At 39.8% G+C, this 24,816-nt stretch carries 29 protein-coding genes; 18 read left to right on the forward strand and 11 right to left on the reverse strand.

Annotated elements, in window-relative coordinates; genetic code table 11:
- The first annotated feature begins 1 nt into the window (after nt 1).
- From QLQ22_RS08735 to QLQ22_RS08760, 6 genes are all read left to right on the forward strand, one after another.
- A complete protein-coding gene (locus QLQ22_RS08735; RefSeq protein WP_284016465.1) occupies nt 2-760 on the forward strand; it encodes a sugar phosphate isomerase/epimerase family protein in 759 nt (252 codons plus the stop codon).
- Nucleotides 761-774: 14 nt separating this feature from the next.
- A complete protein-coding gene (locus QLQ22_RS08740; protein WP_223441312.1) occupies nt 775-1,743 on the forward strand; it encodes a sugar phosphate isomerase/epimerase family protein in 969 nt (322 codons plus the stop codon).
- Between the two features lie 168 nt (nt 1,744-1,911).
- Nucleotides 1,912-2,916 carry a LacI family DNA-binding transcriptional regulator gene (locus QLQ22_RS08745; RefSeq protein ID WP_284016467.1) on the forward strand — a complete coding sequence of 335 codons (1,005 nt, stop codon included), beginning with the start codon at nt 1,912-1,914 and terminating at the stop codon, nt 2,914-2,916.
- Between the two features lie 137 nt (nt 2,917-3,053).
- Entirely contained in the window at nt 3,054-3,386 is a 333-nt protein-coding gene (locus QLQ22_RS08750) for an AbrB/MazE/SpoVT family DNA-binding domain-containing protein (protein ID WP_223441316.1), read from the forward strand.
- 48 nt (nt 3,387-3,434) lie between these two features.
- Nucleotides 3,435-3,836: a hypothetical protein gene (locus tag QLQ22_RS08755; RefSeq protein ID WP_252208507.1), complete on the forward strand. Its 402-nt coding sequence runs from the start codon at nt 3,435-3,437 to the stop codon at nt 3,834-3,836.
- 488 nt (nt 3,837-4,324) lie between these two features.
- The gene (locus QLQ22_RS08760) at nt 4,325-4,690 is read left to right on the forward strand and encodes a hypothetical protein (protein ID WP_284016469.1); all 366 of its coding nucleotides are present in this window, start codon (nt 4,325-4,327) and stop codon (nt 4,688-4,690) included.
- 241 nt (nt 4,691-4,931) lie between these two features.
- Here the strand turns inward: QLQ22_RS08760 and QLQ22_RS08765 are convergent, their stop codons facing one another.
- The 4 genes from QLQ22_RS08765 to QLQ22_RS08780 all read right to left on the reverse strand — a co-directional run bounded on the left by QLQ22_RS08765 (nt 4,932) and on the right by QLQ22_RS08780 (nt 7,736).
- Nucleotides 4,932-5,417: a tetratricopeptide repeat protein gene (locus tag QLQ22_RS08765; protein WP_223441324.1), complete on the reverse strand. Its 486-nt coding sequence runs from the start codon at nt 5,415-5,417 to the stop codon at nt 4,932-4,934.
- 215 nt (nt 5,418-5,632) lie between these two features.
- Entirely contained in the window at nt 5,633-6,433 is an 801-nt protein-coding gene (locus QLQ22_RS08770) for a nucleotidyltransferase domain-containing protein (RefSeq protein ID WP_223441326.1), read from the reverse strand.
- Nucleotides 6,434-7,016: 583 nt separating this feature from the next.
- Complete coding sequence (locus QLQ22_RS08775; RefSeq protein ID WP_223441329.1) at nt 7,017-7,220, reverse strand: aspartyl-phosphate phosphatase Spo0E family protein; 204 nt, start codon at nt 7,218-7,220, stop codon at nt 7,017-7,019.
- Nucleotides 7,221-7,295: 75 nt separating this feature from the next.
- Nucleotides 7,296-7,736: a MarR family winged helix-turn-helix transcriptional regulator gene (locus QLQ22_RS08780; RefSeq protein WP_223441333.1), complete on the reverse strand. Its 441-nt coding sequence runs from the start codon at nt 7,734-7,736 to the stop codon at nt 7,296-7,298.
- A gap of 117 nt (nt 7,737-7,853) precedes the next feature.
- Here QLQ22_RS08780 and QLQ22_RS08785 point away from each other — a divergent pair, with 117 nt between their 5' ends.
- Nucleotides 7,854-8,267, forward strand: coding sequence for an organic hydroperoxide resistance protein (locus tag QLQ22_RS08785; RefSeq protein ID WP_223441335.1), 414 nt, complete (start codon nt 7,854-7,856; stop codon nt 8,265-8,267).
- Nucleotides 8,268-8,311: 44 nt separating this feature from the next.
- Here the strand turns inward: QLQ22_RS08785 and QLQ22_RS08790 are convergent, their stop codons facing one another.
- Nucleotides 8,312-9,439 (reverse strand): S8 family peptidase, encoded by a 1,128-nt coding sequence (locus tag QLQ22_RS08790; protein WP_223441337.1) that lies wholly within the window; start codon nt 9,437-9,439, stop codon nt 8,312-8,314.
- A gap of 300 nt (nt 9,440-9,739) precedes the next feature.
- Here QLQ22_RS08790 and QLQ22_RS08795 point away from each other — a divergent pair, with 300 nt between their 5' ends.
- The 3 genes from QLQ22_RS08795 (at nt 9,740) to QLQ22_RS08805 (ending at nt 13,289) form a co-directional block, all read left to right on the forward strand.
- The gene (locus tag QLQ22_RS08795) at nt 9,740-10,993 is read left to right on the forward strand and encodes a helix-turn-helix transcriptional regulator (RefSeq protein WP_223441340.1); all 1,254 of its coding nucleotides are present in this window, start codon (nt 9,740-9,742) and stop codon (nt 10,991-10,993) included.
- Nucleotides 10,994-11,013: 20 nt separating this feature from the next.
- Nucleotides 11,014-11,169 (forward strand): hypothetical protein, encoded by a 156-nt coding sequence (locus QLQ22_RS08800; protein ID WP_223441341.1) that lies wholly within the window; start codon nt 11,014-11,016, stop codon nt 11,167-11,169.
- Nucleotides 11,170-11,561: 392 nt separating this feature from the next.
- Nucleotides 11,562-13,289, forward strand: coding sequence for a methyl-accepting chemotaxis protein (locus tag QLQ22_RS08805; protein ID WP_284016472.1), 1,728 nt, complete (start codon nt 11,562-11,564; stop codon nt 13,287-13,289).
- Between the two features lie 33 nt (nt 13,290-13,322).
- Here QLQ22_RS08805 and QLQ22_RS08810 read toward each other — a convergent pair whose 3' ends face one another.
- Nucleotides 13,323-13,652: a MerR family transcriptional regulator gene (locus QLQ22_RS08810; RefSeq protein WP_223443279.1), complete on the reverse strand. Its 330-nt coding sequence runs from the start codon at nt 13,650-13,652 to the stop codon at nt 13,323-13,325.
- Nucleotides 13,653-13,843: 191 nt separating this feature from the next.
- Between QLQ22_RS08810 and QLQ22_RS08815 the strand changes: the two genes are divergently transcribed.
- A complete protein-coding gene (locus QLQ22_RS08815; RefSeq protein WP_223441346.1) occupies nt 13,844-13,999 on the forward strand; it encodes a hypothetical protein in 156 nt (51 codons plus the stop codon).
- On the opposite strand, the gene QLQ22_RS08820 is transcribed toward QLQ22_RS08815, so the two are convergent.
- A complete protein-coding gene (locus QLQ22_RS08820; protein WP_223441348.1) occupies nt 13,991-14,257 on the reverse strand; it encodes a hypothetical protein in 267 nt (88 codons plus the stop codon). The two genes, QLQ22_RS08815 and QLQ22_RS08820, sit on opposite strands and share 9 nt — an antisense overlap.
- Nucleotides 14,258-14,409: 152 nt before the next feature.
- Between QLQ22_RS08820 and fbpA the strand changes: the two genes are divergently transcribed.
- From fbpA to QLQ22_RS08835, 3 genes are all read left to right on the forward strand, one after another.
- Nucleotides 14,410-14,595 (forward strand): Fur-regulated basic protein FbpA, encoded by a 186-nt coding sequence (gene fbpA / locus QLQ22_RS08825; protein WP_223441351.1) that lies wholly within the window; start codon nt 14,410-14,412, stop codon nt 14,593-14,595.
- A 522-nt stretch (nt 14,596-15,117) separates the two neighbouring features.
- On the forward strand, nt 15,118-15,717 hold the full coding sequence (gene mobA / locus QLQ22_RS08830; protein ID WP_223441354.1) for a molybdenum cofactor guanylyltransferase: 600 nt from the start codon (nt 15,118-15,120) through the stop codon (nt 15,715-15,717).
- Nucleotides 15,718-15,911: 194 nt separating this feature from the next.
- The gene (locus tag QLQ22_RS08835; RefSeq protein WP_420828839.1) at nt 15,912-16,370 is read left to right on the forward strand and encodes a MarR family winged helix-turn-helix transcriptional regulator; all 459 of its coding nucleotides are present in this window, start codon (nt 15,912-15,914) and stop codon (nt 16,368-16,370) included.
- Nucleotides 16,371-16,534: 164 nt separating this feature from the next.
- On the opposite strand, the gene QLQ22_RS08840 is transcribed toward QLQ22_RS08835, so the two are convergent.
- Nucleotides 16,535-17,380, reverse strand: coding sequence for a hypothetical protein (locus QLQ22_RS08840; protein WP_223441360.1), 846 nt, complete (start codon nt 17,378-17,380; stop codon nt 16,535-16,537).
- Nucleotides 17,381-17,519: 139 nt separating this feature from the next.
- On the opposite strand from QLQ22_RS08840, the gene QLQ22_RS08845 reads away from it, so the two are divergent.
- Nucleotides 17,520-17,747 (forward strand): hypothetical protein, encoded by a 228-nt coding sequence (locus tag QLQ22_RS08845; RefSeq protein ID WP_284016475.1) that lies wholly within the window; start codon nt 17,520-17,522, stop codon nt 17,745-17,747.
- On the opposite strand, the gene QLQ22_RS08850 is transcribed toward QLQ22_RS08845, so the two are convergent.
- Nucleotides 17,718-19,556, reverse strand: a complete 1,839-nt coding sequence (locus QLQ22_RS08850) for a DNA ligase D (protein WP_284016476.1) — start codon at nt 19,554-19,556, stop codon at nt 17,718-17,720. The two genes, QLQ22_RS08845 and QLQ22_RS08850, sit on opposite strands and share 30 nt — an antisense overlap.
- 76 nt (nt 19,557-19,632) lie before the next feature.
- On the opposite strand from QLQ22_RS08850, the gene QLQ22_RS08855 reads away from it, so the two are divergent.
- Nucleotides 19,633-20,166 (forward strand): D-glycero-alpha-D-manno-heptose-1,7-bisphosphate 7-phosphatase, encoded by a 534-nt coding sequence (locus QLQ22_RS08855; RefSeq protein ID WP_223441368.1) that lies wholly within the window; start codon nt 19,633-19,635, stop codon nt 20,164-20,166.
- Nucleotides 20,167-20,188: 22 nt separating this feature from the next.
- Here QLQ22_RS08855 and ku read toward each other — a convergent pair whose 3' ends face one another.
- Nucleotides 20,189-21,046 carry a non-homologous end joining protein Ku gene (ku, locus tag QLQ22_RS08860; RefSeq protein WP_223441371.1) on the reverse strand — a complete coding sequence of 286 codons (858 nt, stop codon included), beginning with the start codon at nt 21,044-21,046 and terminating at the stop codon, nt 20,189-20,191.
- A gap of 210 nt (nt 21,047-21,256) precedes the next feature.
- On the opposite strand from ku, the gene QLQ22_RS08865 reads away from it, so the two are divergent.
- Nucleotides 21,257-22,771 (forward strand): aldehyde dehydrogenase family protein, encoded by a 1,515-nt coding sequence (locus QLQ22_RS08865; RefSeq protein WP_284016477.1) that lies wholly within the window; start codon nt 21,257-21,259, stop codon nt 22,769-22,771.
- A gap of 23 nt (nt 22,772-22,794) precedes the next feature.
- On the opposite strand, the gene QLQ22_RS08870 is transcribed toward QLQ22_RS08865, so the two are convergent.
- Entirely contained in the window at nt 22,795-23,565 is a 771-nt protein-coding gene (locus QLQ22_RS08870) for an undecaprenyl-diphosphate phosphatase (RefSeq protein ID WP_223441378.1), read from the reverse strand.
- Nucleotides 23,566-23,721: 156 nt separating this feature from the next.
- Between QLQ22_RS08870 and QLQ22_RS08875 the strand changes: the two genes are divergently transcribed.
- Nucleotides 23,722-24,333 carry a DedA family protein gene (locus QLQ22_RS08875; protein ID WP_223441381.1) on the forward strand — a complete coding sequence of 204 codons (612 nt, stop codon included), beginning with the start codon at nt 23,722-23,724 and terminating at the stop codon, nt 24,331-24,333.
- Nucleotides 24,334-24,816 lie beyond the last annotated feature (483 nt).

Consider the following 24,816-nt stretch of genomic DNA (forward strand, 5'->3'; position numbering starts at 1 on the left):
CATGACGAAAAAAGGACTTCAGCTCTATACAATCAGAACGCTGCTCGAAAAGGATTTTCTCGGCACTTTGAAAAAAGTGGCGGATCTTGGGTACGAAGGGGTACAGTTTGCAGGCTATTTTGACACGCCTGCAGATCGTCTGAATCAAGCATTAAAAGAGTATGGACTGAAGGCAGCAGGGAGTCATGTACCATATGACCAAATTACAGGGGATGGGCTTAAACAAGTCATTTCTTATAATCAGGAAATCGGGAATGATCTGATTATCATGCCTTATTTGACAGAAGAGCAAAGAACAGGTCTTGATGACTATAAGCGCATTGCAGAAGAACTGAACAAAGCAGGCGCAGTCATTAAGCAGGAAGGCATGCAGCTTGCTTACCACAATCATGATTTCGAATTTCATGCATTCGGAGAGCAGACACCTTTTGATGTTCTGCTTAACGAAACGGATGAAAAGCTTGTAAAGTTCGAACTCGACTGCTATTGGGTTTCCTATGCGGGTCTTGATCCATTGGCGCTGATCAAAGAGCAGCGGGAACGTGTAGTTACGCTTCATATTAAAGATATGAAAGAAACAAATGGCGAGAAGCAGAGTACAGTCATCGGCACTGGACAGCTTGACATGAAATCCTTGCTGAATCTTGGAAAAGAGCTTGAGCTTCCATGGTTTATAGTTGAACAAGAGCACTTTGAAGGTGATTTGATGGAAGCAGTTGCGCTTAACTCGAAAAAAATGGACGAACTATTAAAAGCATAGAAAGGAAGATTAAGATGAAACTTGGAGTATTTACTGTTTTATTTTCAGATAAAAATCTCGATGAGATGTTAGATTACGTAAAAGCATCAGGTGTTGAAGCTGTTGAAATTGGAACAGGCTGCTATCCTGGAAATGCACATTGTTCTTTAGAAGAATTATTAGGCAATAAAGAAAAGCAAAATGAGTTTTTGGAAAAAGTCGCTTCACGCGGACTCACAATAAGCGCGTTCAGCTGCCATGGAAATCCGATTTCACCGGATGCTGCTTTTGCTGCTGAATCTCATGAAACGCTGGTCAGCACGATTAAGCTTGCCAATGAAATGAACGTTCCTGTTGTGAACTGCTTCTCCGGAACTGCCGGCGACCATGAGGATGCAAAATATCCAAACTGGCCGGTAGCACCATGGCCTAATGAATACAATGACGTTTTAAAATGGCAGTGGGAGCAAAAACTGATACCTTACTGGAAAGAAGTCGGCGAGCTGGCACAAAGCCTAAACGTAAAAATAGGTTTAGAGCTTCACGGCGGATTCCTTGTTCATACTCCTTATACTTTATTGAAGCTAAGAGAAGAAACATGTGATGCAATTGGAGCAAACCTTGATCCAAGTCACTTGTGGTGGCAGGGAATTGATCCTGTCGGAGCGATTAAAATCCTTGGTAAAGCGGGTGCCATTCATCATTTCCATGCAAAGGATACTTATCTGGATCAGGACAACATTAACATGTACGGCTTAACAGACATGCAGCCTTACGGCGAAATCCAATCAAGAGCATGGAATTTCCGATCTGTCGGCTGCGGACACAGCATGCAGGAATGGTCTGATATGATCAGCGCACTCAGAACGTACGGCTATGATTATGTTGTAAGCATTGAGCATGAAGATCCGATCATGTCGGTTGAAGAAGGTTTTCAGCGTGCGGTTACAAACTTAAAAAGTGTCTTAATTAAAGAACAGCCGACGAATATGTGGTGGGCTTAAGCTGCAATATAAGGTAAGATCGGTTCTATTTTACATTCAAACCGGCTATTTACCGGCCGGTTTGAATGGCAATAGACCGTTTCCCACAAACTATACTCCCCGGGAAGATCCCCCGTTATGTCATCTCATCAACCAGAATGAAGCAATGAAAGTAAGGTGGAGAATCGTATGGCCACAATCAAAGATGTTGCAAAATTGGCAGGGGTAGCTGTTTCAACAGCATCCTATGCGTTAAATCATAAATCAAGAGTGAATGCAGAAACCGCTAAGCGTGTATTAGAAGCTGCAAAAACGTTAAACTACCAAAAGAACGGAATTGCGAGAGACTTAAAACGAAGCAAAACCGAAACAATCGGGATTATCGTTCAGGATCTTTCCGGCCCTTTTTATTCTGAATTGATGCGCGGTGTTCAGGATACCCTGCTTACTCATCAATATGGCCTTATCGCCTGCAGTTCCATTGGAGGCAATGTGACAACAGCTTCAAAGTTTTTGCAGGAACGCCGTGTTGATGGCGTCATTATATTAGCTGAAAGCCTTCCGGATGAATTGATTCTTCAATCAGTAAGAGAGGATTTTCCGATCATCGTCCTTGACCGAAAGCTTGACAGCGATTCGATTATCCATGTGCTTGTCGATAACTTCTCGGGAGGCTATCAGGCAACACAGCATTTAATTGACCTTGGCCACAAGGAGCTCGCATACATTGGAGGCCCCTCTCACAATCGGGATAATCAGCTTCGATTTGAAGGGTATAAACAGGCCCTTAAGGATTCCGGAATTACACTGCATCCAAGCTGGATCCTCCAGGGGCAATATACGAGGGAAGGCGGCTATTCCGCTGCTAAAATCCTCATGATGCAGGGAAATGCGCCGTCTGCTGTCTTTTGTGCAAATGATGAAATGGCTGTAGGGGCTTTAAAAGCCTTTAAAGAATCCGGTTTGCATATCCCGAATGATCTTTCCATCATCGGATTTGACGATATTGAAATATCCCAATATATTTCGCCTCCGCTCTCGACGGTAAAGCAATCGAATTATGAAATCGGATCTCTTGCAGCTCACCTGATCTATCAGGCTTTAAATGAAGGGATTGAAGGGAAGGATTACATTCTGCCGACAGAGCTTGTCCTAAGAAAATCGACCAGCGCGACCAAAAAGATGGAGGCATGAAAGCAATCAGAATGCTCTGATTGTTTTTTTGATTTTTGCACTGTTTGCCAAATGGCCTTATTAATGCGTCTAACAATGAAATTCCCGCCTTTCATGATATAATAGAAGGTATCTTTAGAAGGAATGGAGTGATATCTTTGAAAAAAGGTCCATTTTTCGTGAAAATCTGGTCAAATGGTCAAGTGATGATTCCTTCCTACATTCGAAAAAAACTAAACATACAAACAGGTGAGCGGGTCGTCGTTCAAACCGATGGGAAAACGATCGATTTGATCGTGGATGATAACAATGCCTTTGAAAACGAAACAACCTTAAGCAGCAAGGGAACTATAACGATACCGAGTGAAATAAGAAATATATGCGAAATTGATGTGGGAGAAAAATTGAAAATTGAATGGAATGAACAGGGGCAAAAAGTTACTTTTGTTCCTCCTGATGACATGAGAGGTTCAAATAAATTATCCAGCTGATCAGCCGGCCGAAACTGGGCCGGTTTCAGTTTGTACGGGGGGAAACCAGTGAAAAACATACATAAGATTTTCATTCTCTGTCTTTTTTCTCTTTTCCTGTCTGCATGCAAGGATGAAGACGAGGGGAGAGACAGGAGACTCGTTGTGGTAGAAGATATGCTTGAGGCAATTCTTGAGGAAGATAAAAGAGATATGAGAGGCATTTACTTAGAAGGAGCCTACCGCTCACCGCAAGAGCTGATCTCCTTAAAAAAAGAATGGAAGATAGATAACCTGGAACTCGAAGATTTTGAGATAAAGGAAGAAAGCTTTTATGTCTTCCGCGCCTATTATGATCAGGATGATCAAAAGAAAAGCAAAGCCATTGCCTTTCGTGTTAGGGAGACAGATGAAGATGAACTGATCGTGGATTATGTGGATCAGGTGGTTGAAGAAAAAAAGAATCAGTAAAAAGCTTTATGATTTCATAAATGTAATTCCATCTGATATTCGCTCTATGAGCAATACAGTTGAGTTTTCTATATGATGTTAAACATTTATACTTGTATACAAAGTGGATAGAAATCTATCCCTTTTTGTAATTTAGGTAGAATGCTAAATACTCTTTAATACCACAACATTTTATAATAAATGTTGTGGTAAAACTGACTTTTTAGTGGGGATTGTCAAATAAAGTGTGTAAGTTAGTTTGATAGTCCAAAATTAGAGATAGGATTATGACGCCAGACCCAGCACGTTTGAGAGAGAAATGCTAATCCTAGGTGTGCACTAGTGATTTTTTTCTTTTTGACAGCGGATAAAAACCTGGTCAATCCTTCTAAGTAACATAAAATGATATTCATGATTGAGGGGTTACAGAGCGAGTGAAATCAGGTTCTTAACGATTTTATCAAGTATCAAGCAAAATAATTCAGAGACGAAGAGAGGACAGCATGAACATGGAAAACGTATCAAATGCAGATAAATTGGAATCAATAAAATCCTTCCAATCGACAATCAGTAAATCCGAAAAGGCCTTGGCTCAGATGACTCAGAAAGGCGCAAATACTGCCTTATTAAAGAAACGGCTCAAAGCTCTTTACATTGGCTTAGCCATGCTAGAAAACGTTTGGAATCAAAGACCCCATCATTACACCCAGGAAGATTTAGCAGAAGCCCGCAATGTTCTTACCGGTTTATTCCCATCAATTGAGAACGTTTTTGCTAAGTCAAAGGCAGGTAGTCCTCAAAGAACGCTTTTAGAAAGAAGAATTAAAGCATTGGAACTAGCTGTTCAAGCGATTGACGATCTTTCCAATGAATAACTTATCTAACTGATACTTGTATTCATCATATTCCCACCGTTCGAGATATTCTTTAAGGTTTAATTTCGTACTATGTAGACTGCTCCCAAACCTTAAAGAAAGAGTGTTCACACTGTGCTGCAATCGCCACCGATTGTTTAGTAAATGCCTACATCACATAGTGAAGAGTGCAAAACATATTGCTCTCTCCCATCTTTTATGTCTTTATATTGAATAAATGCTTCCGTTTGCTTAGAACCATTTATCCCCAAACTTTTTCTAATTTATTGGAATAGAATTCGATTGCTCTTTTGTAATTTAATATTTCATTGTCTGATGTCGTATCTATCAAGCATTTTAAGAGTATTTCCATTGCATCATTATGCTTGTTTAAATTATATAAGGTCATTGAATAGAACACTTGGATCGCTCTATTATTTGGAAATGCTTCAATTCCCCTCTGAAATGTATTCTTTGATTTTTCATATTCTCCTAACGTTCTATATGTACTTCCCAACCCTAGTAATGCTCCTTCTAACTCTTTGGAAGACAATCCTAAATTGATTGCCTTTTCATAAAATGGAACTGCTTTTGATTCTTCACCTAATAAATCAAAACTCCACGCACATTGATAGTTAATTGAAGCTTCTTCGGGAAAATCTTGTGCAAGTTTTAGTAGTAATTGGTTAGATTCTTTGTTCTTTCCACTTTTTCGTAATTCAATTGCTTTATATAATTCTTCTTTCATTAATTTCATCCCCTTCGTTCAAAAGATTGTTCCACAATCCTGCCCTTTTACCTTAATAAGAAGAGGCGACACTTCGTTAAGCAATCGCCTCCGATAATGGAATAACTATGAAGCTTCTATTAGGTGCCTTTAAACTCAATCGATTCTCGGTTTTAACAGCCAGGTTTTTTTCTTTGTATTGATTATTTAAGGACTGGAACTTCAGCTGGATAAGGTTATGAGTTATTCTTTTTTAACAAATCATCTAAATTATCAACCAGATCATTTATATCGCTTAATAGTGTTATGGTATTGTTGCTAAGAATCATGATTATGTTTTCTTCCATCTTGTCTGGAAGATATTTGCATGTTTTTTGAGCGATTTTCATTAACTTCTTTTCTCCAGGGTGAGGCAGCTCGTTAATCGCAAATAAGATATCAAAGTAACTTGCAAGTAACGCAGCAACCCTATGATTGACACTTATGTAGTCTTTTCTTTTTAGGGCTTTCTCGATTTGACAATAGTAGGATGCAACACTGTCTCGTAATAAAGGGTAATTTTTATTAAGGATATTCTCTTTTAATTCTTTTGGAAAGGCTACGTTAATTTTATCCTGCAGCTTCTTTAATTGACCATTTTGATCATATAGTATTTTTGAATTTAAATAATTACTCCATAAGCATGTAGTGTAACCGACTTGAGCCTGGAAATTCACTACCGTTTTCATAAGTTCGTTTTCAATCCAAGCATAATTTCTATATATAATTTCTATACCAATATTGGGTTCAATTAGCGTTCCATCATCTTCTGTTTCCCAATACTGGTTATTAATCTCCATATAATCCGAAAATGGCTGTAACAATTTTTTGCGAGTGCCGGCAGGGATTTCTTGATCACTATAAATATACAAATCTATATCAGAATGTTCATCTTGGGTATTTGTTGAAAGAGAACCAGAGAGTACAACACCTTCCACTTCTTCTAACTGAGAAAATACAGATGAAATCTTCATAATCATGTCATTAATTGTATTCATTTTGGATTTCTTCCCATCTTTTTTTATTTTTCTTATTGCCCCAAATAAAGTGTATTTTTGGGATGTAAACCATTTTTATATTGGTAAATTGCTGGTCTTAAAACAAAAAATGAGGAGATTAAAATTGCATAACCCTTATTCAAGAATACTGCTCTTTAAGTGAATAACCGACATTTCCATTTTATCACAAAAAAATCGGTGAACTCGTTATTTAACAACAACAAAACACACCGATTAGGCTGCTAATCAGTGTGCTGAATGGTGTATTACTTACTATGCTGATTTTATACGATGGACCAGTAAAGGAAATTATTTATATGTTCAGGCAGCCAGCCTAACCTTAAGTCGTTTATTCAACTTAACGCAACATTACCATGTAGCGGTAATCGCTTTAGTTTGTTGCAGTAAAGTGTCTTTGTAAGTAGTCTTTTACATAAAGAAAATAGGGATAAATCCCTGTTAAAGATTCAACCCTATAGATATAATGTGGAACACCATATTTTAACCTATTCTTTTCGTATGTTAATTAGACTAAACAAGGATTAATGTTTACTGATTCATACAAGCTTTTTTACATATTCGATTAATTCAATACTTGATTCTTTCTTTCCAGCCACTTTGATGGTTCTGCTTGCATTCCGATATTCAGAATACGGTCCAGCTGCTGGCTTGCTTTTATGGTAGTGATGGAACTAAGTCCGTCTTTTTTTGCGCTTTCAAACATTTCCTGCCGATATTTCTCAATAAGAACATCCATCATGTTCAAGAGAATCACCTCGCATTTCATTGCAAAATATCCCTGAATCGTTTATATATCGTAATTTTTTTCTGTTTTAAACGCTTTGATCATTTAAAAAAACATTTATAGAGAAGTCAGTTTTTTAAGCAGACTTCGAAATTCTTGATTCAATCTCTCGAAATCTTCCCGTGAAAGCCCGCTTGTTTTCAGCATGAATTCTGGGACACGCTGCGCTTCTTCTTTCAGGTTTTGACCCTGGGCCGTTAAACTGATCTCTACTTTGCGCTCATCTGCTTTAGAACGAATGCGCTCAACCAAACCAGCTTCTTCAAGTCTTTTCAGCAAGGGGGTGAGTGTGCCTGAATCTAAAAAAAGTTCCTTGCCTAAATCCTTCACGTTCATTTTTTCATGCTCCCATAAAACGAGCATGACTAAATATTGCGGGTATGTCAGCTCAAGCTCCTGCAAAATGGGTCTGTACATTTTTGTCATTTCCCTGGAACACGCGTAAATGGAAAAACAAAGCTGCTGTTCCAGACTGAGAGGGTGTTTATCTGAAGGCATTGGTTATTTACTCCCGACATTTATTTATTGACAAACCCATTATACGCTTGCTATATTAGTTTTGCAAAAACAAATTGTGCACAATTTAATTTTATAAAATGAAATGGGGATGCTATCATGCAAAAACTTTACACAGCAACTGCAACAGCGACAGGCGGAAGAGAAGGAAGAGTCCAAACGAAAGACAAAGAACTAGATTTAGCTATTGATATGCCAAAAGCTCTTGGCGGAAGAGGCGGAGAAGGAACGAATCCAGAGCAATTGTTTGCAGCGGGTTATTCCGCTTGCTTTGATAGCGCATTAAATTTGGTGGCAAGAACAGAACGTGAAAAAATCGGCCAAACAATGGTTACATCACATGTATCAATTGGAAAGGATGATACAGGCTTCGGATTATCTGTTATCCTTGAAGTTCACATTCCGGATGTAACAAAAGAAAGAGCTGAAGAGCTTGTTCAAAAGGCTCATAACGTTTGTCCATATTCAAAAGCAACAAAAGGAAATATCGAGGTTGAATTGAAAGTTGTCTAATACATGGAAAAAGAGCTCATGTCCAAAAGGACTGAGCTCTTTTTTTATTGAATGGCAGCCTGAACATTGATGACTCCGGCACCATAATAAAATGGATCACCAAGTGGAACAGCTGTATTTTTTAAGCGGTTAATCACTTCGATATTTGACATGCCCGGATATTTACTAAGAATTAAAGCGGCTGCACCGGCTACGTGCGGCGATGCCATGGAAGTACCATTAAAAGCAGCATATTTATTGCCCGGAACGGTGCTTAATGTATTGACACCCGGAGCCATGACGTCAAGCTCTGAGCCGACACTTGAAAAAGATGCCCGATTGTTCGAGGAATCAACTGCACCTACCGCAATAACAGAACTGTATTTGGCCGGATAGCCGATTGTGTTCCGCTTGCCTTTTGACCCGCTGTTGCCTGCAGCTGCTACAACAACAATGCCTTTATTATAAGCTTGATCGACAGCCTGCTGGAGGGCGGTAGAACCCTGGCTGCCGCCAAGACTCATATTAATAACATCCATTCCATTGTCAACAGCCCACTCAATGCCTTGAGCAATTCCGCTATAGGTGCCGCTTCCTGAGGAATCAAGTACTTTTACAGCATAAAGAGTGACATCCGGAGCAACTCCCAGAACACCGATGGTATTATTTAATGCAGCAACAGTCCCGGCTACGTGAGTTCCATGGCTGTTACCATCTATGAATGGATTCGGTTCAGCCGCCACGAAGCTTGCTCCTCCTGTCACATTCAAATCTTCATGAGAGGAGTCAATTCCTGAATCAAGTACAGCAACTTTTACACCGTTCCCTCTAATGCCTGAGGATTGAACAGCATCTGCTTTAATTTGAGGAATACCGTATGGAACGGTCTGGCTGGTGGCTTTCGCTTCGAAATCTTCTTCAATAAATGTGACATTCGGATTTTTTTGAAGAGCCGCTGCTGCATGATCCGGCAGAGAGGCGTGCACCACGTTCATATATTTATATTGATGCTTGACCTTACCGCCGGCACTCGAGATTAGATTCGCTTTCACTTTAAAATCTTTGACAGATGCTTTAATCCCTATTAAATAATCTTTCTTTCCCGAAATAGCCTCAGCAGACGGAGAGGTGAAAATCATGGAGAAAAACAGGACAAAAGCAAATAAAATACTCAGAGCCTTCCACTTTTTCATGAATAAACCCCCTAAAATAGTATAGAATAATCATAGAGTCAAAAAGTTTGACTATTCTATCAATTATGCTACCATTTTAATAGAGTCATTGGTATTGGGAAAGATGGGGCCTTTTTTCCGAATAATAGGGAGAAATAGGAGGGATGTTTCCTGGGGATTTTTGCAGATTGGGAAATATGGGTCTTTATTTTATGTATTATTCAGAAAAATTGAGGCTATTTTCCCAATACGAACGCAAAAGGATTCGGCATAATAAAGAGAGAACTAAACATACAGATTAGTATAGATGAGGTGCTGCATATGGAAATAGGAAGTCGAATAAGGTTCTATCGCATTCAGCAAAATAAGACGCAGGAGGAACTTTCACGAGGCATCATTTCCACTTCTTACTTATCGAAAATCGAAAACAATCAGACGACTGCAAGCATCGAAGTCCTTGATTACTTATGCAACAGGCTTGATATCAACCTCATCGAAGAAGAAGAAATTCCTCTGATGAAATCCTTATTTGACTGGTATCATGATATCGTTCACCGCAAGCACGATCATCTGAAAAAAAGGTACATTGACCTGCAGAAAGAAATCCTTTCATCAAGCGATACAACGGCCATGATCTACTTTGTTCTGTTTGAATTCAGGTATTTGCTGACAGAAAGAGAGTTTGCAGAAGCGGATTCGAAGCTTAAAAAAATCAATTTGTACAAAGACATCTTTGAAGAAAAGATGACCTACTATTACGAGAAATTTGTCGGCCTTCATCACTATCTTCAAAGCAAATATTCTACAGCGCTTCTGCACCTCAAAGGAGCGGAGCGGTTTTTGACAAAACACCTCCCATTTGAAAAGTGGGAAGAAGCGGATCTCTATTATTCAATTGCCCTGACTCTGAGTCAATTAAGAAAAGCGGCACTGGTTATCCAGTACACTCACTTTGCTTTAAATATATATCAATCAAGATACGATTTAATGAGATGCGCAGAGTGTCAGATTCTGCTTGGGATTAATTATTTGCGGTGTGAGGAGCATACCCGGTCAGAAGAAAGCTATTTGCTGGCAAGGAAGATTGCTGAGCAGCTGAATGATAAAAGTCTGCTTGGAATGATCTATCATAATATGGGGTACCTCAGTTCAATTACAAAAAAATATGAACAGGCAATCGATCGATACAATGAGGCTCTGCAATTTAAAGATAAGAATGAATCGTTAAGCACTATTTTTTCTATCCTGTATGCCTATTATCAATTAGAAAATAAAGAAGAAGCTGGGAAGTGGATAATAGAAGGCAAACACATTTTAGAAAATAACCCTAATCAGGAATATCATTATCATTTTAAAATCTATGAATATTTGCTGCAGGATAATCTATCATCTGAATTTGAATATTTTATGATGGAGGTCGTTATCCCTTACTTTATCGAGCACGAAAAACAGCAGTATATTATCGAGTATTCAGAACTTATGGCATCATACTTCGAAGATCGCCACAAATACAAATCAGCCGTTCAATATTATCAAATCGTTTGTAGCGCTTTGAAAAAAACATATGCAAATTAATTAACAAGGGAGAGCTAGTCATGAAAAAAATAGTTATGGGCATCACTGCAGGGATTTTTTCATTAGCATTTGCAGCGGGAGTTGGATTGTTTTCTGAGCCGGATCATCCGAAGATTGTATCAGAGCCAGACCATCCGAAAATCGTTTCAGAACCAGATCATCCGAAAATTGTATAAATAAAATTTTGAAGGCAGTGCATCTGACAAGGTGCATTGCTTTTTTTTGCAGATGTTTTGCAAGATAATTCCGAAACATTCCGGATTAATTCCGGTACTTTGCAAGATAATTCCGAGACATTCCGGATTAATTCCGATACTTTGAACAATAATTCCGAGACATTCCGGATTAATTCCGGGACTTTGAACAATAATTCCGAGACTTTCAAAATTATTTCCGCACAACTGTGAACAAAACACTTTTCCTCTTTGGGTAAACAGTCGATTCAACTTTTCGCTAAATATTCAGTCAAAATAGCCGATGAACAATATATGAGCCTTATTTCACATTGGAAATCAGGCTGTGTGAGGAATATTGTCTATTTTTCATATAAGGAGGGGGCACTTAAAAGATGAAGCGATTAAAAAAAAGGAAGCCTAGAGAAAAAAAGCGCTTTGCATCATTTTCTTTAAAAGGGAAGCTGCTGGGCAGTTTTTCGGTTATTATTGTGCTCAGTCTTTTGATGGCGGCGTTTAGTATGATCGGTTTCAGCATGGTTAACAGCCAGACGAAGCAGATTGTGCAAAAGGACATGCAGTCGCTTCTAGCGGAAGGAAAGCTCAGTGATAATATTACACAGCGCGTATCTTTAATCAGAGCATATTTTATTTATGGGAAAGATGAATATAAAGATCAGTATTATGAGCTGACAAAAGAAAGTCAGGCACTTCAGAAAAAACTGCTTGCTCAAAGTGATAACCCGAAGAGCCGCGAATTAATGAAAAAAAGTGCTGAATGGGAAGAAATCGTAGAAGATGAAGTCATTAAAAGCTTTGATTCTGGAATGAGGGTAACAGCGAACCAGACGCTCCGCGGAGATGTGCAGAATCTTGCGGATGAGCTTACAGAGGGATTTGATTCTCTCGCCAGCGAGCGTGAAAAATCAATTATGCAAGATGGAGATGCGATTATTAATCAAGGACGGTTTATCAATATGCTTGGTATTGTCCTTTCAGTGGTGATAGTCGCAATCGGTGTTTTCTTGGCCATCCGGATTTCAAACGCTTTCACTAAGCCGATTCTGACGATTGTCAGCAGAATGAGAGCCATTTCAAATGGCCAGCTGAATCATAAGCCTCTTTTATCGGCATCACAGGATGAAATAGGCGAGCTTGTTCATTCTGTAAATGAAATGAATCAGCAGCTGAAAGCCATTGTGAAGGATATTTCCGGGGCTTCCTTGTCAGTGGCAGAGCAGAGTGAACAGCTGCAGTCTTCTTCGAAAGAGCTGAAAGCAGGAAGCGAGCAGATTGCCTCAACTATGCAGGAGCTGTCTTCAGGAGCAGAAACCCAGGCAAATTCAGCTTCCGATCTGGCTGAAACAATGGGCAAGCTGATGGACTCCATTTATATTGCCAACCAAAATGGACAGGCTGTTGCCGAGGCTTCTGCGGAAGTGCTGAATCAATCACAAACAGGTTATACATTAATGAGCGAATCGGTCAGTCAAATGAACCGCATCAATGATTTAATGGAAAATACCGTGCTGAAGGTGAAGCGTCTTGATGAACAGTCGGGACAGATTTCCACTTTAGTGGACGTGATTCAAAGCATCGCAGATCAAACCAATCTTCTGGCGCTGAATGCAGCAATCGAAGCTGCACGTGCCGGAGAACATGGAAGGGGATTTGCGGTTGTGGCAGATGAAGTCCGAAAGCTTGCAGAACAGGTATCAAGGTCGATTGTGGATATTAATAAAATTGTAGGCAATGTCAGAAAAGAAACGGAAGAAGTAGCTGAAAACCTGGAACACGGCTATGAGCAGATTGTAAAAGGTGCAAAATCCATCCATCAAACAGGGAAAAGCTTTACTGAAATTAAAGGTTTTATTGAAGAAATGTCAACAAGAATTGTAACCATTCAGACAGATTTAACTCAGATTATGAAAAATAGTGAAGTGATGAACGACTCGATTTCAAGCATTGCGTCTGTATCAGAAGAAGCAGCTGCAGGAATTGAACAAACAGCAGCATCCGCAGAGCAGTCCAGTCAGTCTATGGAAGAAATCTCAAGCAATGCGGATTCCTTGCTTGACTTGTCCGGAAAACTGAGCAGGCTCGTCAATCGTTTTCAATTTTAAACACCAATAAAATGAGGGGCTGACAATCGCCCCTCATTTTTTATTGCGAAAATGAAATTGTGCATTTAGCTGGCCTTCGAGCATTTTTTTGCGGTAATCGGGATTGCTGCGCATTTCTTTTTTTCTCATTTCTTTTAAGATTTCATTTGTTTGTACGCCATCTTCCCGTTTATTTGCAATCTCCATGAGCCTTTCCACATCAGAAAATGAATATTTTCTTGTACCCCTTGTTGTTCTTTGAGGCGAAATTAAACGTCTTTCCTCATAATAACGGATCTGTCTTAAAGATAAGCCTGTTAGTTCGCTGACAATTCCAATTGAAATGACTTTTTTGTCTTTATATGAGTGGTCGTGCTGTTCCATTTTTCCACCCCGCACATTAGATTCTTTTTCCAATTATACCTCACCCACACCGGAAAAAGTGAAGTTTTGTGAGAAAATCTAACATGGTTTGTAAGAAAAAGAAAATAACGTGTAAGGTTTATTGACAAAAGTACTGATATTTCATTTGATTCTTATTAAACTAACAGTAAGAGTTTGAAGGAGGAGACAGCATGGACATGAAGAAGGCAGCTGAAATTGCCAAAAAAATTGTGGAATTAGATGTAAGGAGGGATGAGATGCTTGAGGATCTCCAGACTGTTATCGGGAAAGATGCTCAGGAATTTCTGCGTTTTGTGCAAAACGGCTTCTTGAAAAAATCATCCTGATTGACTGCTGAGTGGATAGGAGGAATAGCCTGCCAAAAATTGATTCAGCTCATTGATATACTCCTCTGTGAATAAAGAGGTCACATCACCGAAGCGATCCTGATTTGTTTCATAAGCACATATAAAAAGAAGCTTTTTATCAGGAATTGAAAGGCGTGCGAAAAAGAGCTGTTCATGCTTTGGTTCAAGTGTATTTAGGAAGTAAATGTCTTGATTATGCTGATTTCTTCGGAATGCTGCCGGCCGAATGTGTTTCACTGTTTCATCATCTCCCAGAGCGTTTTAGAAACTAGTGTCGACCATTTACAGATTTTTAACACATGTTAGTGAAATTTTACACGGTCTTAATTGAAGAACAACATTTAACGGGTAGAGTGAAGTGAGGACAAATGGAAAGGGGAAATGAGAAAATGAGTAAATTATTTCAAAAAGCATTGGAAGATCAAAGAGCCTTTTACTGCAAGAAACTATTATCTCTTGGCATCTATAATCAAGAAGTTTTGAGCAGCATGACGCTGTCAGAATTAAAAAAGGAATATCATTATTTTTTTAACAATATCCCTTTAATCAAGCTTTCACATAAAAAGTCTGTATAAGCCTGAGTTCAAAGTGCTTATAAAGATAGCCGTTCAGTCTGCATGTGACCTTGTCTTTATTGGGGCTAGGAGGAACTTTTTCGGAGGCAGATTAATCTCGTGCCTGCTGTTTTCGATAAATTCAATAAATAGGTAAGCCTCGGTTCAAAGTCGAGTTCTTCTCCGGCTTTTTTTCTTGCGGGAAAAAGGCATCACTATATTCTGCACTGCGAATATGATCTAGGCAGCTTCAGCGTATCCTATCCTTGCTGTTTATTGTAAATCCATCTTTATTCCCCTCAATAAAATGCCTTCACTAATCTGCAAAAATCAATTTTTCCTTCATATTTAAATAAAGCGAACAATACAGTCGTTATAATTGGGGTGACTTTCCAAGGCAGCAACCCATGAATTATTCTTTATCATCATTATCGAATTATTTCTTCCACATTCTTCTGCGTCATTTCGCTTGAAGAAAATAGCCTCCCTTTATCATTGTGTGTTAAGATAATGAAAAGATATGAAGGCAGGAGCTAAATGGGTATGAAACTTGCAGGTATCGTTTTAGCCGGCGGGCAATCACGCCGGTTTGGGTCAGATAAAGCCCTGGAACCTTATAAAAACAGCACTTTTTTAGAGCTTGCACTAAATAATTTGAAAGCGGTAACAGACGTTGTGGCAGTCATCGGACGAACGGATTATTCTGCTGAAAACGTTCAATTTATCAGAGATCATGCAAAATACAGGGGAATGGGCCCTCTCGCTGGACTCTATACAGCAATGAAAGAGGTTCAGGCAGAATGGTATCTTGTACTGGCATGCGATATGCCGCTTATTGATCAGGATATTCTGTCAGCTCTGCTATCTGGCATAAATGAAAAACAGCCTGCTGTTATTCCTGTCATTGATGGAAAATATCATCCTCTCTGTGCCTTGTATCATTGCACTGTTTTACCTGAAATTGAGAGATTATTAGATCTCAGAGAATTAAAAATGATGACTCTGATGGACCAGTTAAATCCCGTCTATTTAAATGAATCGAATTTTAAGAATTCCGGCCGTTTTGCCAATATGAATCGAAGAGAAGATTTAATGATTTTAGGAGAGCAGTCACATAAAAAGTCAAATCCAGGAATGGGGTAATCTTGGGACTGAATGAATCCTCAGGTCAGTCCAAATTTAGAAATTCAGTAATTATAGGCCCTGTTGAATCCTATGAATCTGGTAAATCAATTAAGAAACTACTTCAAAAAACACAGGATTGATAGTAGAATAAACAGTATAACTGTGTGAATATTAAGACATTTTAAGAATGTTAAAGTAAGAGGGCGATGAGAATGATGTCTTATACAGATGAAGAACTTGAACTTGCACTGAATTTATTTAAAACGTTTGCAAGAGCTTTTAAAAGCGTGTCAGAGCACTCCATTCGCGACAGCAAAGAACATGGCTTTAATCCGACGGAGTTTTCAGTGCTTGAACTGCTTTACACGAAGGGCCCGCAAAAGCTTCAGCAAATCGGTTCAAGACTGCTGCTTGTAAGCGGCAATGTCACCTACGTGATTGATAAGCTTGAAAAAAATGAATTTATTTACCGTGAACAAGACCCTAAAGATAAACGGTCTGTCTATGCTAAGCTGACTGAAAAAGGACAAACCTACCTGGACGAAATCTATCCGATTCACACGCTAAGAATGGCTCGCGCATTTTCTGGACTATCAACAGAGGAACAGCACCAGCTCATGGCCTTGCTGAAAAAAGCAGGCGTTCATAGCCAGCATTTATTATTTCGTTAAAATCCCGCTGATGACGGGATTTTTTTTGGATTTTATTAGAATGCATATTCGGGTTCGGGGAGTTCATTGTGTTTTCAGTTGATCAATAAATTCATGCTATAAAAACGCCTTGCAGCAGAGGATGCCAGGTGTTGAAAATTGGTCATAAGTTAAAAGAATGCCGATTAATCATGGCAGTCTTTTTTATTTTTTCTATTCTTTTTTTGCAAGAAAGAAATCCATACAAGACTGCTTACTCCCGCAAAAAATAAGTGAAGCGCTGCAAATGAAAAAAAACCTTGAAACGATATAATAAAGTCTTCCTGAAGCAGGAGAAGCTGAACAATCAGCAAGCCTCCGAATAAGAAGGCTTTATATGATTTTTTTTTCAAGATTGTTATAAATGAATAAATTAAGCTTGCAAAGCTAAAAAAGAGGGAGTTGCCTGCGATATGATCCCTTGCTGCATCCGAAAACCAGCCAGGCTGAAAATGATACATGGAGAGAGGAACGGTTGCTGCCCATGTCAGGGAAAGGGAAATAGATACATTTATTAAGTAGAGGGATACCATTTTTTCAAGGAGGTTCCCTTTTTTTAACAATCTGTACCACACGGAAGAAATATAAAAAGCAACCGGAAGGAAAAAGGTTGTAAAATAAGTTTTCCACCAGTGGTGCTCGTATATTTCTAATTGTAAAAACAGGACTTCTATAGCGGATATGCAAAAACTGGCCAGCAGCATGACCGGAACACTTAATCTGTAAAAGGCGATGACGACAGCGGTCATCGGCACAATCATAAATTGGCTGAAAAGCGAGCCAAATGTGCTGTCGAAGAAGGGGTCTGCGAAAACCTCAGGCTTATACATGTATGAATGTAAAAAAACAAAAATGAGAATTTCAAACAGGTATGCAAGACCTGCATTGAATAACCATAAAGGAATCAGCATGTTCCGGTCTTTTTTTGCGGCTGCAGCGGCAAGGAACAGGCTTATAATAAACAGCAGGAAAAACCAAGTGAAATTAGTCATAGGTGGGCTCCAAATATGTAAGGGTATGGTTTATTTTTGACCGCTGCCTCCCGAATTATGCCTTGGGCTTTTTTCTGCTTGGCTGTCTTCCGAATACAAAAGAATGATTCATCACAATGGAGGTTGAGTTTTTGAAATTTTGATTTTACCCGACGATGCCATACAAGAAACGGTCGTTCTGGTGAAACAGATTACAAAGCTTGTAAAAGAGATAGATGACAATAAATATGTTCAGGGTGTTCCGAATTGGATCACCCTTACGTATTTGGTTTGCCCTGGTTACTTGCCGGAGCAAGTTTGCTGTCTTGTTTCCTTTGATCGCCAAATAAAAGAGGTGTTACTGCTTATTTTTCTCTATAAAATCTAACACCTGCTGAATCACTTCGTCCTGAGGTGAAGAGAAGTAATCTTGAAATGGGCAGCCCTTTTTAATCCGCTCTGCTACATAATCCATAGTAAACTGATTAACCTTCAAATCTTGCACCACTTCATCCCAGAATAAAGGGGCCGCTGCATATGCATCTTCGGGATTCCCTCTGACAGAATAGGGCGCAATGATTGTTTTTCCTTCAGCATGTTGAATGTAGTCGACATACAGCCGGTTTCCGCGGTTCTTTTTGAGCCGTTCGATCGTATACATTTCTGGGTATGCATTCACTAAATATGCAGCAATAAAGGATGTAAACTTTTTTGTCTGGTCATATGAAAACCGATTATTGGTAATGGGAATATGAATTTGAATTCCTTTTCCGCCTGATAATTTTGGGAATGAAGCAAGTCCGAATGAGTCAAAGAGTTTGCGCATTTCGAGCGCTGCTGAGACAGCCATGTGAAAATCAGCCCTCGATGGCGGATCTAAATCAAAGACAATTTCATTCGGACAGGAAGAATCATAAGTCTGGAAAGGAATATGAAATTCCAGGGAAAGCTGATTTCCAAGCCAGATCAAAGTTGAGATGTCGTTGCACAAGATATAGTCAATTCCATCCTGCTTTGTGGTTTCCACAAACTCAGGCGCATAATCCGGACAATTTTTTTGATAAAAGGCTTCATCAGAGGTTCCGTGCGGATATCGAATAACCGTGAGAGATTTATTTTTCAAGAAAGGAAGCATATAGTCAGAAACCTCCACTAAATAAGCAAGATAGTCAGTTTTTGTCCGCAGTGGATTTTCCCACAGCGGTTTATCAGGGTGTGTGATCTGAACTTCTTCGTGAAATGAAACAGCCTTCAGCTTCAGCTGCTCCCAGGTGCATTCATGCGGGGACAGGTCGAACCTGAAAGCAGAAAAAGAGGGCTCACGCAGCTGATTTTTATAGAGCTCCAAAAATTGCAGCTCTACGCAGATCGCAGGGGAAATCGTGATCCATTGTGAATCCTCGCTCTCCTTATTTTCCTTTAGAATCCTAATTAAAGAGTCTCGGTCAGATCCCTCCAGCCCATGAGAAAAAACACCCGTGTCTATCACATTCTCTCCTTTGAAAACACCCGCTTTAAAATACCCATTCTTCTTGTCATATCCTATAATGAAAAACAAAGCATATTTGTAATTTTTTATTTTCAGCCAGGATTTCGTGCGCACTCCGGCCTCCCACTTGCTTTTATTTTCTTTTGCAATCATGCCTTCCGCGTCAAATGCTCGAATGCCGCTCCATAAAGCCTCATGGCCCGCAAAGGAAGGAACGTATTGGATGAGCTGATTGCTTTTACGTGGTTCAAGAGGCAGTCCGCATGATGAAGCGATGTTAGACAAGAGCGTTTTTCGTGAAAGATAGTCAAGAAAAGCTGTTTTTTCCTGTTTGCATTCAAGAAGGTCAAAGATTAAATACTGACATGGATTTGTTTCTGCCTCTTGATTGATCTTGTCTTTTGCCCTCAGCCTTCCGCGCTGCTGAATGACTTCAAAGGATGCTTTATATGGATTTTTTAATGAGACAAGCTCGCCGTCAAATATGCACGGCATAAAATCTTTCAGCCTGTCAAAGATAGATTGGACAGCGTTCATGATTTCGGGGAAAAGAGCACCTAAATCTTTCCCATTTCGGCTTGTAAACGTGATGCCTTCTTCTGAAATGGACAAAATTGCCCTGAATCCATCATATTTGACTTCATAGCTCCACTTTTCTCCTTCAGGTATTCCGGCTGAAAGTGTTGGAAGCATTGGTTTAACATACATGGCAATCGTCCTTTTTCATTCTTTTTTACTTACTATTTCTCATACCGATTCTATTTATGAAAGGAAGCGTTTCAACTTGAATAAAGCAGTTTTTCTAGACCGCGACGGCGTCATAAATGAAGTTTTGTCTGACCGTGTCAAATTCGTCAATCATCCATCTCAGCTATATCTTTTAGAAGGGGCAGCAAAGGCTGTAAGCCTTCTCTATAATAAAGGGTTTACTATTTTTGTTGTGACGAATCAGGGAGGTGTGGGGCTTGGATATATGAAGGAGGAGATGCTGCAGAGGATTCATCAAAAGATGATGAAGGAAATTGAACAAGAAGGCGGCCGCATACATGAGGTTGCTTATTGCGCTCATGCTCCGTACGCCGGCTGCAGCTGCAGAAAACCCGAGCCTGGCATGATTACAACACTTGCTGAGAAATATGAGATCAATTTAGAACACTGTTACATGATCGGCGACCGTGATGTCGATATCCTCGCAGGGAAAAGCGCTGGTGCAAAAACAATTTTAATCGGTTCAGCTGATCACGGTGCGGATTATTGTTTTGATACGCTTCTTGAAGCGGCTTGTTGGATCATAAAGAAAGAAGAAAACCCCGTTTGACCTGACGAGGGTTTCTTTATGACTACGCTTTTTTGCGGGCGGTTTTCGTTTTTTTCTGCGCTTTGGCAGTCTCAGTTTTTTTGGGAGCAGTCTCTTTTTTTGCAGGCTTTTCTTTTGAGCGGTCAATGCTTGCCTGCAGAGCACTCATTAAGTCAACGACATTTTCACGCGGCGCATCAGCCGGTGTTTTCCCTTCGTTTTGGCCTGCTTTCTTTTGAATGAGGCCAAGAAGTGCTTCCCGGTAGTCATCTTTGTAAGTTTCAGGGTTAAAGGTTGTTGTTAGTTGATCAATCAGCATAATCGCTGTTTCAAGCTCTTTTTCACCAAGCACTGTTTTTTCAGGAACACTTGGAACATCAGAAGTATTCCGGACTTCATCCGGATAATGAATGGTTTCCATTACAATTGTGTTTTGATACACACGGAGAACAGCCAGCTGCTGCTTAGAGCGGATGGTCATTTCGGCAACTCCGATTTTTCCTGATTTTAAAAGGGCTTCACGAAGCAGCGAATAGGCTTTTCCTCCATTTTCTCCAGGGCCGACAAAATATGATCGGTTAAAATAGATGGGATCGATTTCTTCCAAGTTTACAAAATCGATAATTTCGACTGCTTTATCTTCATGCTCTTGTTTAAGCTGTTTCAATTCTTCCTCATCTAAAATGACAAACTTCCCCTTCACATATTCATAGCCTTTGACAATATCGTCATTCCCGACTGTTTCATCACAGTTGGGACATTTTTTTTCATATTGAATGGGGGTATGACATTTACTGTGCAAATTTCTGAGCTTTACATCTTTATCTTCAGTTGCTGCATATAATTTGATTGGGATATTCACCAGTCCGAAGCTGATGGAGCCTTTCCACATTGTGTGCATGATTTTTTTTTCCTGCTTTCCTTTTTTTCTTAGTTTCTGCTTTTACGCAGGGATGATGTACAGAAAAAAATGGTTTTAGCTAAAACTTTGTTAATTTTTTCAGTAAAAAACGATCGTATATTTAGATGCGTTTTTTAAGGTGAAAAGTTTATGATCTTTTTTTGTGGGAATATCTTTAGAAAATAGCGATGGCAAAAAGGAGGGGCTGCAATGTCTCGAAATCAGTCTATGACCGTCCTGAACCCAGCTACATTAAACAGTGATGAAAATATTGATGAAACGCCCATATATCAAATTCAGCAAATATATGAGCTTTCAAAATCAGCCTTTGACACATGGAAAGAAAAAAGTGTAAAGGAGCGGCTTTCCTTCATCCGGAAATTAAAAAACGTGATGTTCGACCGAATGGATGAAATCATTGAAGTGATAGCAAATGATACGGGTAAAGTGAAAGTAGAAGCTGTCACAGCGGATGTTATGCCGGTTTTGGATGCGATTGCTTTTTTAGAAAAGACGGCGGAAAATAGTCTTGCTGCGCGCCGGGTGCAGACGCCGGCCACTTTCTGGGGAAAGAAAAGCTACATAGAATATATGGCAAGAGGCACTGTACTTGTCATTTCACCATGGAACTATCCGCTTCAGCTGGCGATGGTCCCGGTGCTGAATGCTCTTATTGCCGGCAATTCTGTTATCCTGAAACCATCCGAAGTTACGCCGTTAGTAGGGAAATACATTGAACATTTGTTTATGTTAGCTGAGTTTCCAAAAGGGCTTGTACAAGTCGCCCATGGAGGCAAAGACGTAGGAGCTGCGCTTACTAGAGAAAAACCTGATTATATTTTTTTTACTGGATCTGCTGCGACGGGAAAAAAAATTCAGGAAGAAGCATCAAAAGCACTAATACCTACGACGCTTGAACTTGGAGGGAAAGATCCAATCCTTATTTTCGCAGATGCCAATCTGGACCGGGCTGCAAAAGGTGCAGCTTGGGGAGCTTTTACTAACAGCGGTCAAGTGTGCATGAGCTCTGAGCGAATTTACGTAGAACAAAGTATTTATGAAGAATTTCTTGAAAAACTTCAAAGTGAAACGCTAATGCTCAAACAGGGTACAGACTTAAATGATGATATTGGATCCATGACTTACCGGGGCCAGATAGACGTTATGAAAGAACAACTGGAAGAGGCAATTGCAGGAGGCGCCAGGTTAATTACCGGTTCAATTCCGCGTGATTGGGATTTGTCTCAGGGCCTTTTCATTCCGCCAACCATTGTCGTTGATGTTCACCAAAAAATGAAGCTAGTACAGGAAGAAACATTTGGTCCTGTTGTAACAGTCATGCCCTTTCAATCTGAGGAAGAGGCAATAGAACTTGCAAATGACTCCATCTACGGATTAAATGCCAGCGTTTGGAGCAAAGACTTAAAGAAAGCGAAACGTGTTGTTTCAAAGCTTGTTACCGGAAATGCGGTTATCAATGATGTGATGATATCAGTTGTCAACCATCATCTTCCATTCGGCGGAGTGAAGCACAGCGGAATAGGAAAGTACCACGGTAAGCAGGGTATACGTGTGTTTTGTCATGAAAAATCTGTTTTTCTTGATCGGGGAAAGAAAAATACAGAGATTCAATGGTATCCCTATCAGAATAAATATCCTAAAATCCGATCATTTCTAAAACTGCTGTTCAGGAAAAAATCAAAAAAAAGTAGCCGTACCTCTTGAGGCGGCTAATTTTTATGTTGAATTTAAATAGATTGAATGACTATGACTAACACACCAAGCGCCCAAACATAAACGGCAAATCCTTTTAAAGAGTGCTTTTTTACATAGCCGATCATCCATCTTACTGCGATGTAGCCGGTAAATGCAGCGCTTAAAGTTGCTAGGAGCAAAGGGATAAAGCCGATTGCCGCTGCATGCCCTGAGAATAGATCAGCTGATTGAAACACGATAGCCCCAAATATGGCCGGAATGGAGAGCAAAAATGAAAAGTAAGCTGCGGTTTCTTTATCGATTTTTCGCATCAATGCTCCTACAATCGTCATCCCTGACCTTGAAATCGCGGGAAATATAGCAAGAGCCTGAAAACAGCCGATAAACAAAGCGTCGCCTGCAGTTAAATCATCCAGTTTTTTTGAACCCTTCTTTATGGAATCGGCAAACCATAAAAACACTCCAGTAATTAAAAATTCCCACCCGATGGTAACACCGGATTTTGAAATACCATCAAAAAAATCACTGATAAACACCCCTGCGAAAACAGCAGGCAGTGTTCCGATAAATAATAAAAATGTCAGCTTGGTAAAAGGATTTTTTATTAGCTTAAGTAAAATATCTCTGTAAAACACGATGAGCGCGATAAAGGTTCCGATGTGCAGCATCGTATCAAGAAAGATTCCGCCGTCCTGCATTCCGAACAGCTTTCTTCCCAGGTAGAGATGTCCTGTTGAACTAATCGGCAGAAATTCAGTCAGACCTTGTATGAATCCTAATATTATTGCCTGCAGCCAATCCATTTCTTCACCTCAATTTAAGAATAGGCTCTTTTCGTGACTTCCCTCTCATCATCAGACCGAAAAAAGCCAAGAATTAAAAATCTGTAAAGTTGTCCCTTTTTAATCGTATGTGTAGTATGATAGCTTGTAGAACTGAAAAGGAGTTTGGTACTGAACATGGAACATTACATTCTAGCTTTTATTGAATACTTTAAAGACCTTTCGTACTTTGGCGTGCTCCTTGCACTGTGCTTTGAGTTTGTGCCTGCTGAATTGGTGCTGCCGCTTGCAGGGTACTGGGTTTATCAGGGAGATATGACTTTATGGGGGACGGTTCTTGCCGGAACGGTCGGCGGAACAATCGGTCCGCTTACGCTTTATGCGCTTGGCCGCTACGGGGGAAGACCATTTCTCATAAAGTATGGAAAATATATATTTATCAACGAAGAAAACCTTTCAAAGGCAGATGCTTTCTTTGAAAAAAACGGAGCGATGGTGGCATTTACCGCCCGTTTCCTGCCTGGAGTCAGAACGCTGATCTCCATACCGTGCGGAATGGCTAAAATGAACGTCTGGATTTTTTCCATTTATACGTTTGCTGCAATGCTTCCCATTACGTTTTTATACGTATTTCTTGGGTTTAAACTTGGTGACAAATGGGAGGAAGTAGGCGGAATGGCGAACGACTATTTGCTTCCGGCAGGTGTTGTTATTGTCATTGTTTTTCTTTTGTACAAGTTTATGACAAGGAAAGCAATCAAGCCTTCAACATTTACTCATAAGAATTAAATAAAAACACCTTTGCCCGGATAAGGCAAAGGTGTTTTTTGGATAGAAGTGAAATGATATTGGGTATATAGATTAAATACCCGATTAGGAGGTGTGAAAGAATGAATAGATAAACATTTTATAGAATCAGCTAATTGGAAGCTGATCTTCTGGATTGTCCTTGCAGGCATGGCCATAGCAGGATGGTTCCTGTCAAAAGCTGAAAGCAACATGCCGGAATCAGAAGAAGAGCGCATGATTGAAGAGCGGAACACAGATAAAAAAGGCAGCATCCGAAATTTACGGGTGTTTTTTTTGTTGGGAAATTGAGCATTTTGCCGGCATTTTTTTATATGGCGTACGCACCTCATTTAAGCAACAGATAGGTAAAACATGATTTGTGGTAGTGAAACCGGATTTGCGGATAGTTACAAGACTCCAGCGGTTTTGAACACCGGTTTCGGATAGGCAGATCACAGGGGCAAAATGTGTATTTTTGGACTG

Origin of the sequence: Metabacillus hrfriensis (genome assembly GCF_030127205.1) — a bacterium.
Classification (GTDB): domain Bacteria; phylum Bacillota; class Bacilli; order Bacillales; family Bacillaceae; genus Bacillus_P; species Bacillus_P dongyingensis.

What these genes read in the sequence shown, in the direction of transcription:
- QLQ22_RS08735 (WP_284016465.1), top strand. Translation starts at nt 2, where the DNA reads ATGACGAAAAAAGGACTTCAGCTCTATACAATCAGAACGCTGCTCGAA.
- QLQ22_RS08740 (WP_223441312.1), top strand. Translation starts at nt 775, where the DNA reads ATGAAACTTGGAGTATTTACTGTTTTATTTTCAGATAAAAATCTCGAT.
- QLQ22_RS08745 (WP_284016467.1), top strand. Translation starts at nt 1,912, where the DNA reads ATGGCCACAATCAAAGATGTTGCAAAATTGGCAGGGGTAGCTGTTTCA.
- QLQ22_RS08760 (WP_284016469.1), top strand. Translation starts at nt 4,325, where the DNA reads ATGGAAAACGTATCAAATGCAGATAAATTGGAATCAATAAAATCCTTC.
- QLQ22_RS08765 (WP_223441324.1), bottom strand. Translation starts at nt 5,417, where the DNA reads ATGAAAGAAGAATTATATAAAGCAATTGAATTACGAAAAAGTGGAAAG.
- QLQ22_RS08770 (WP_223441326.1), bottom strand. Translation starts at nt 6,433, where the DNA reads ATGAATACAATTAATGACATGATTATGAAGATTTCATCTGTATTTTCT.
- QLQ22_RS08775 (WP_223441329.1), bottom strand. Translation starts at nt 7,220, where the DNA reads ATGAAATGCGAGGTGATTCTCTTGAACATGATGGATGTTCTTATTGAG.
- QLQ22_RS08780 (WP_223441333.1), bottom strand. Translation starts at nt 7,736, where the DNA reads ATGCCTTCAGATAAACACCCTCTCAGTCTGGAACAGCAGCTTTGTTTT.
- QLQ22_RS08785 (WP_223441335.1), top strand. Translation starts at nt 7,854, where the DNA reads ATGCAAAAACTTTACACAGCAACTGCAACAGCGACAGGCGGAAGAGAA.
- QLQ22_RS08790 (WP_223441337.1), bottom strand. Translation starts at nt 9,439, where the DNA reads ATGAAAAAGTGGAAGGCTCTGAGTATTTTATTTGCTTTTGTCCTGTTT.
- QLQ22_RS08795 (WP_223441340.1), top strand. Translation starts at nt 9,740, where the DNA reads ATGGAAATAGGAAGTCGAATAAGGTTCTATCGCATTCAGCAAAATAAG.
- QLQ22_RS08800 (WP_223441341.1), top strand. Translation starts at nt 11,014, where the DNA reads ATGAAAAAAATAGTTATGGGCATCACTGCAGGGATTTTTTCATTAGCA.
- QLQ22_RS08805 (WP_284016472.1), top strand. Translation starts at nt 11,562, where the DNA reads ATGAAGCGATTAAAAAAAAGGAAGCCTAGAGAAAAAAAGCGCTTTGCA.
- QLQ22_RS08810 (WP_223443279.1), bottom strand. Translation starts at nt 13,652, where the DNA reads ATGGAACAGCACGACCACTCATATAAAGACAAAAAAGTCATTTCAATT.
- QLQ22_RS08815 (WP_223441346.1), top strand. Translation starts at nt 13,844, where the DNA reads ATGGACATGAAGAAGGCAGCTGAAATTGCCAAAAAAATTGTGGAATTA.
- fbpA (WP_223441351.1), top strand. Translation starts at nt 14,410, where the DNA reads ATGAGTAAATTATTTCAAAAAGCATTGGAAGATCAAAGAGCCTTTTAC.
- mobA (WP_223441354.1), top strand. Translation starts at nt 15,118, where the DNA reads ATGAAACTTGCAGGTATCGTTTTAGCCGGCGGGCAATCACGCCGGTTT.
- QLQ22_RS08835 (WP_420828839.1), top strand. Translation starts at nt 15,912, where the DNA reads ATGATGTCTTATACAGATGAAGAACTTGAACTTGCACTGAATTTATTT.
- QLQ22_RS08840 (WP_223441360.1), bottom strand. Translation starts at nt 17,380, where the DNA reads ATGACTAATTTCACTTGGTTTTTCCTGCTGTTTATTATAAGCCTGTTC.
- QLQ22_RS08850 (WP_284016476.1), bottom strand. Translation starts at nt 19,556, where the DNA reads ATGTATGTTAAACCAATGCTTCCAACACTTTCAGCCGGAATACCTGAA.
- ku (WP_223441371.1), bottom strand. Translation starts at nt 21,046, where the DNA reads ATGCACACAATGTGGAAAGGCTCCATCAGCTTCGGACTGGTGAATATC.
- QLQ22_RS08865 (WP_284016477.1), top strand. Translation starts at nt 21,257, where the DNA reads ATGTCTCGAAATCAGTCTATGACCGTCCTGAACCCAGCTACATTAAAC.
- QLQ22_RS08870 (WP_223441378.1), bottom strand. Translation starts at nt 23,565, where the DNA reads ATGGATTGGCTGCAGGCAATAATATTAGGATTCATACAAGGTCTGACT.
- QLQ22_RS08875 (WP_223441381.1), top strand. Translation starts at nt 23,722, where the DNA reads ATGGAACATTACATTCTAGCTTTTATTGAATACTTTAAAGACCTTTCG.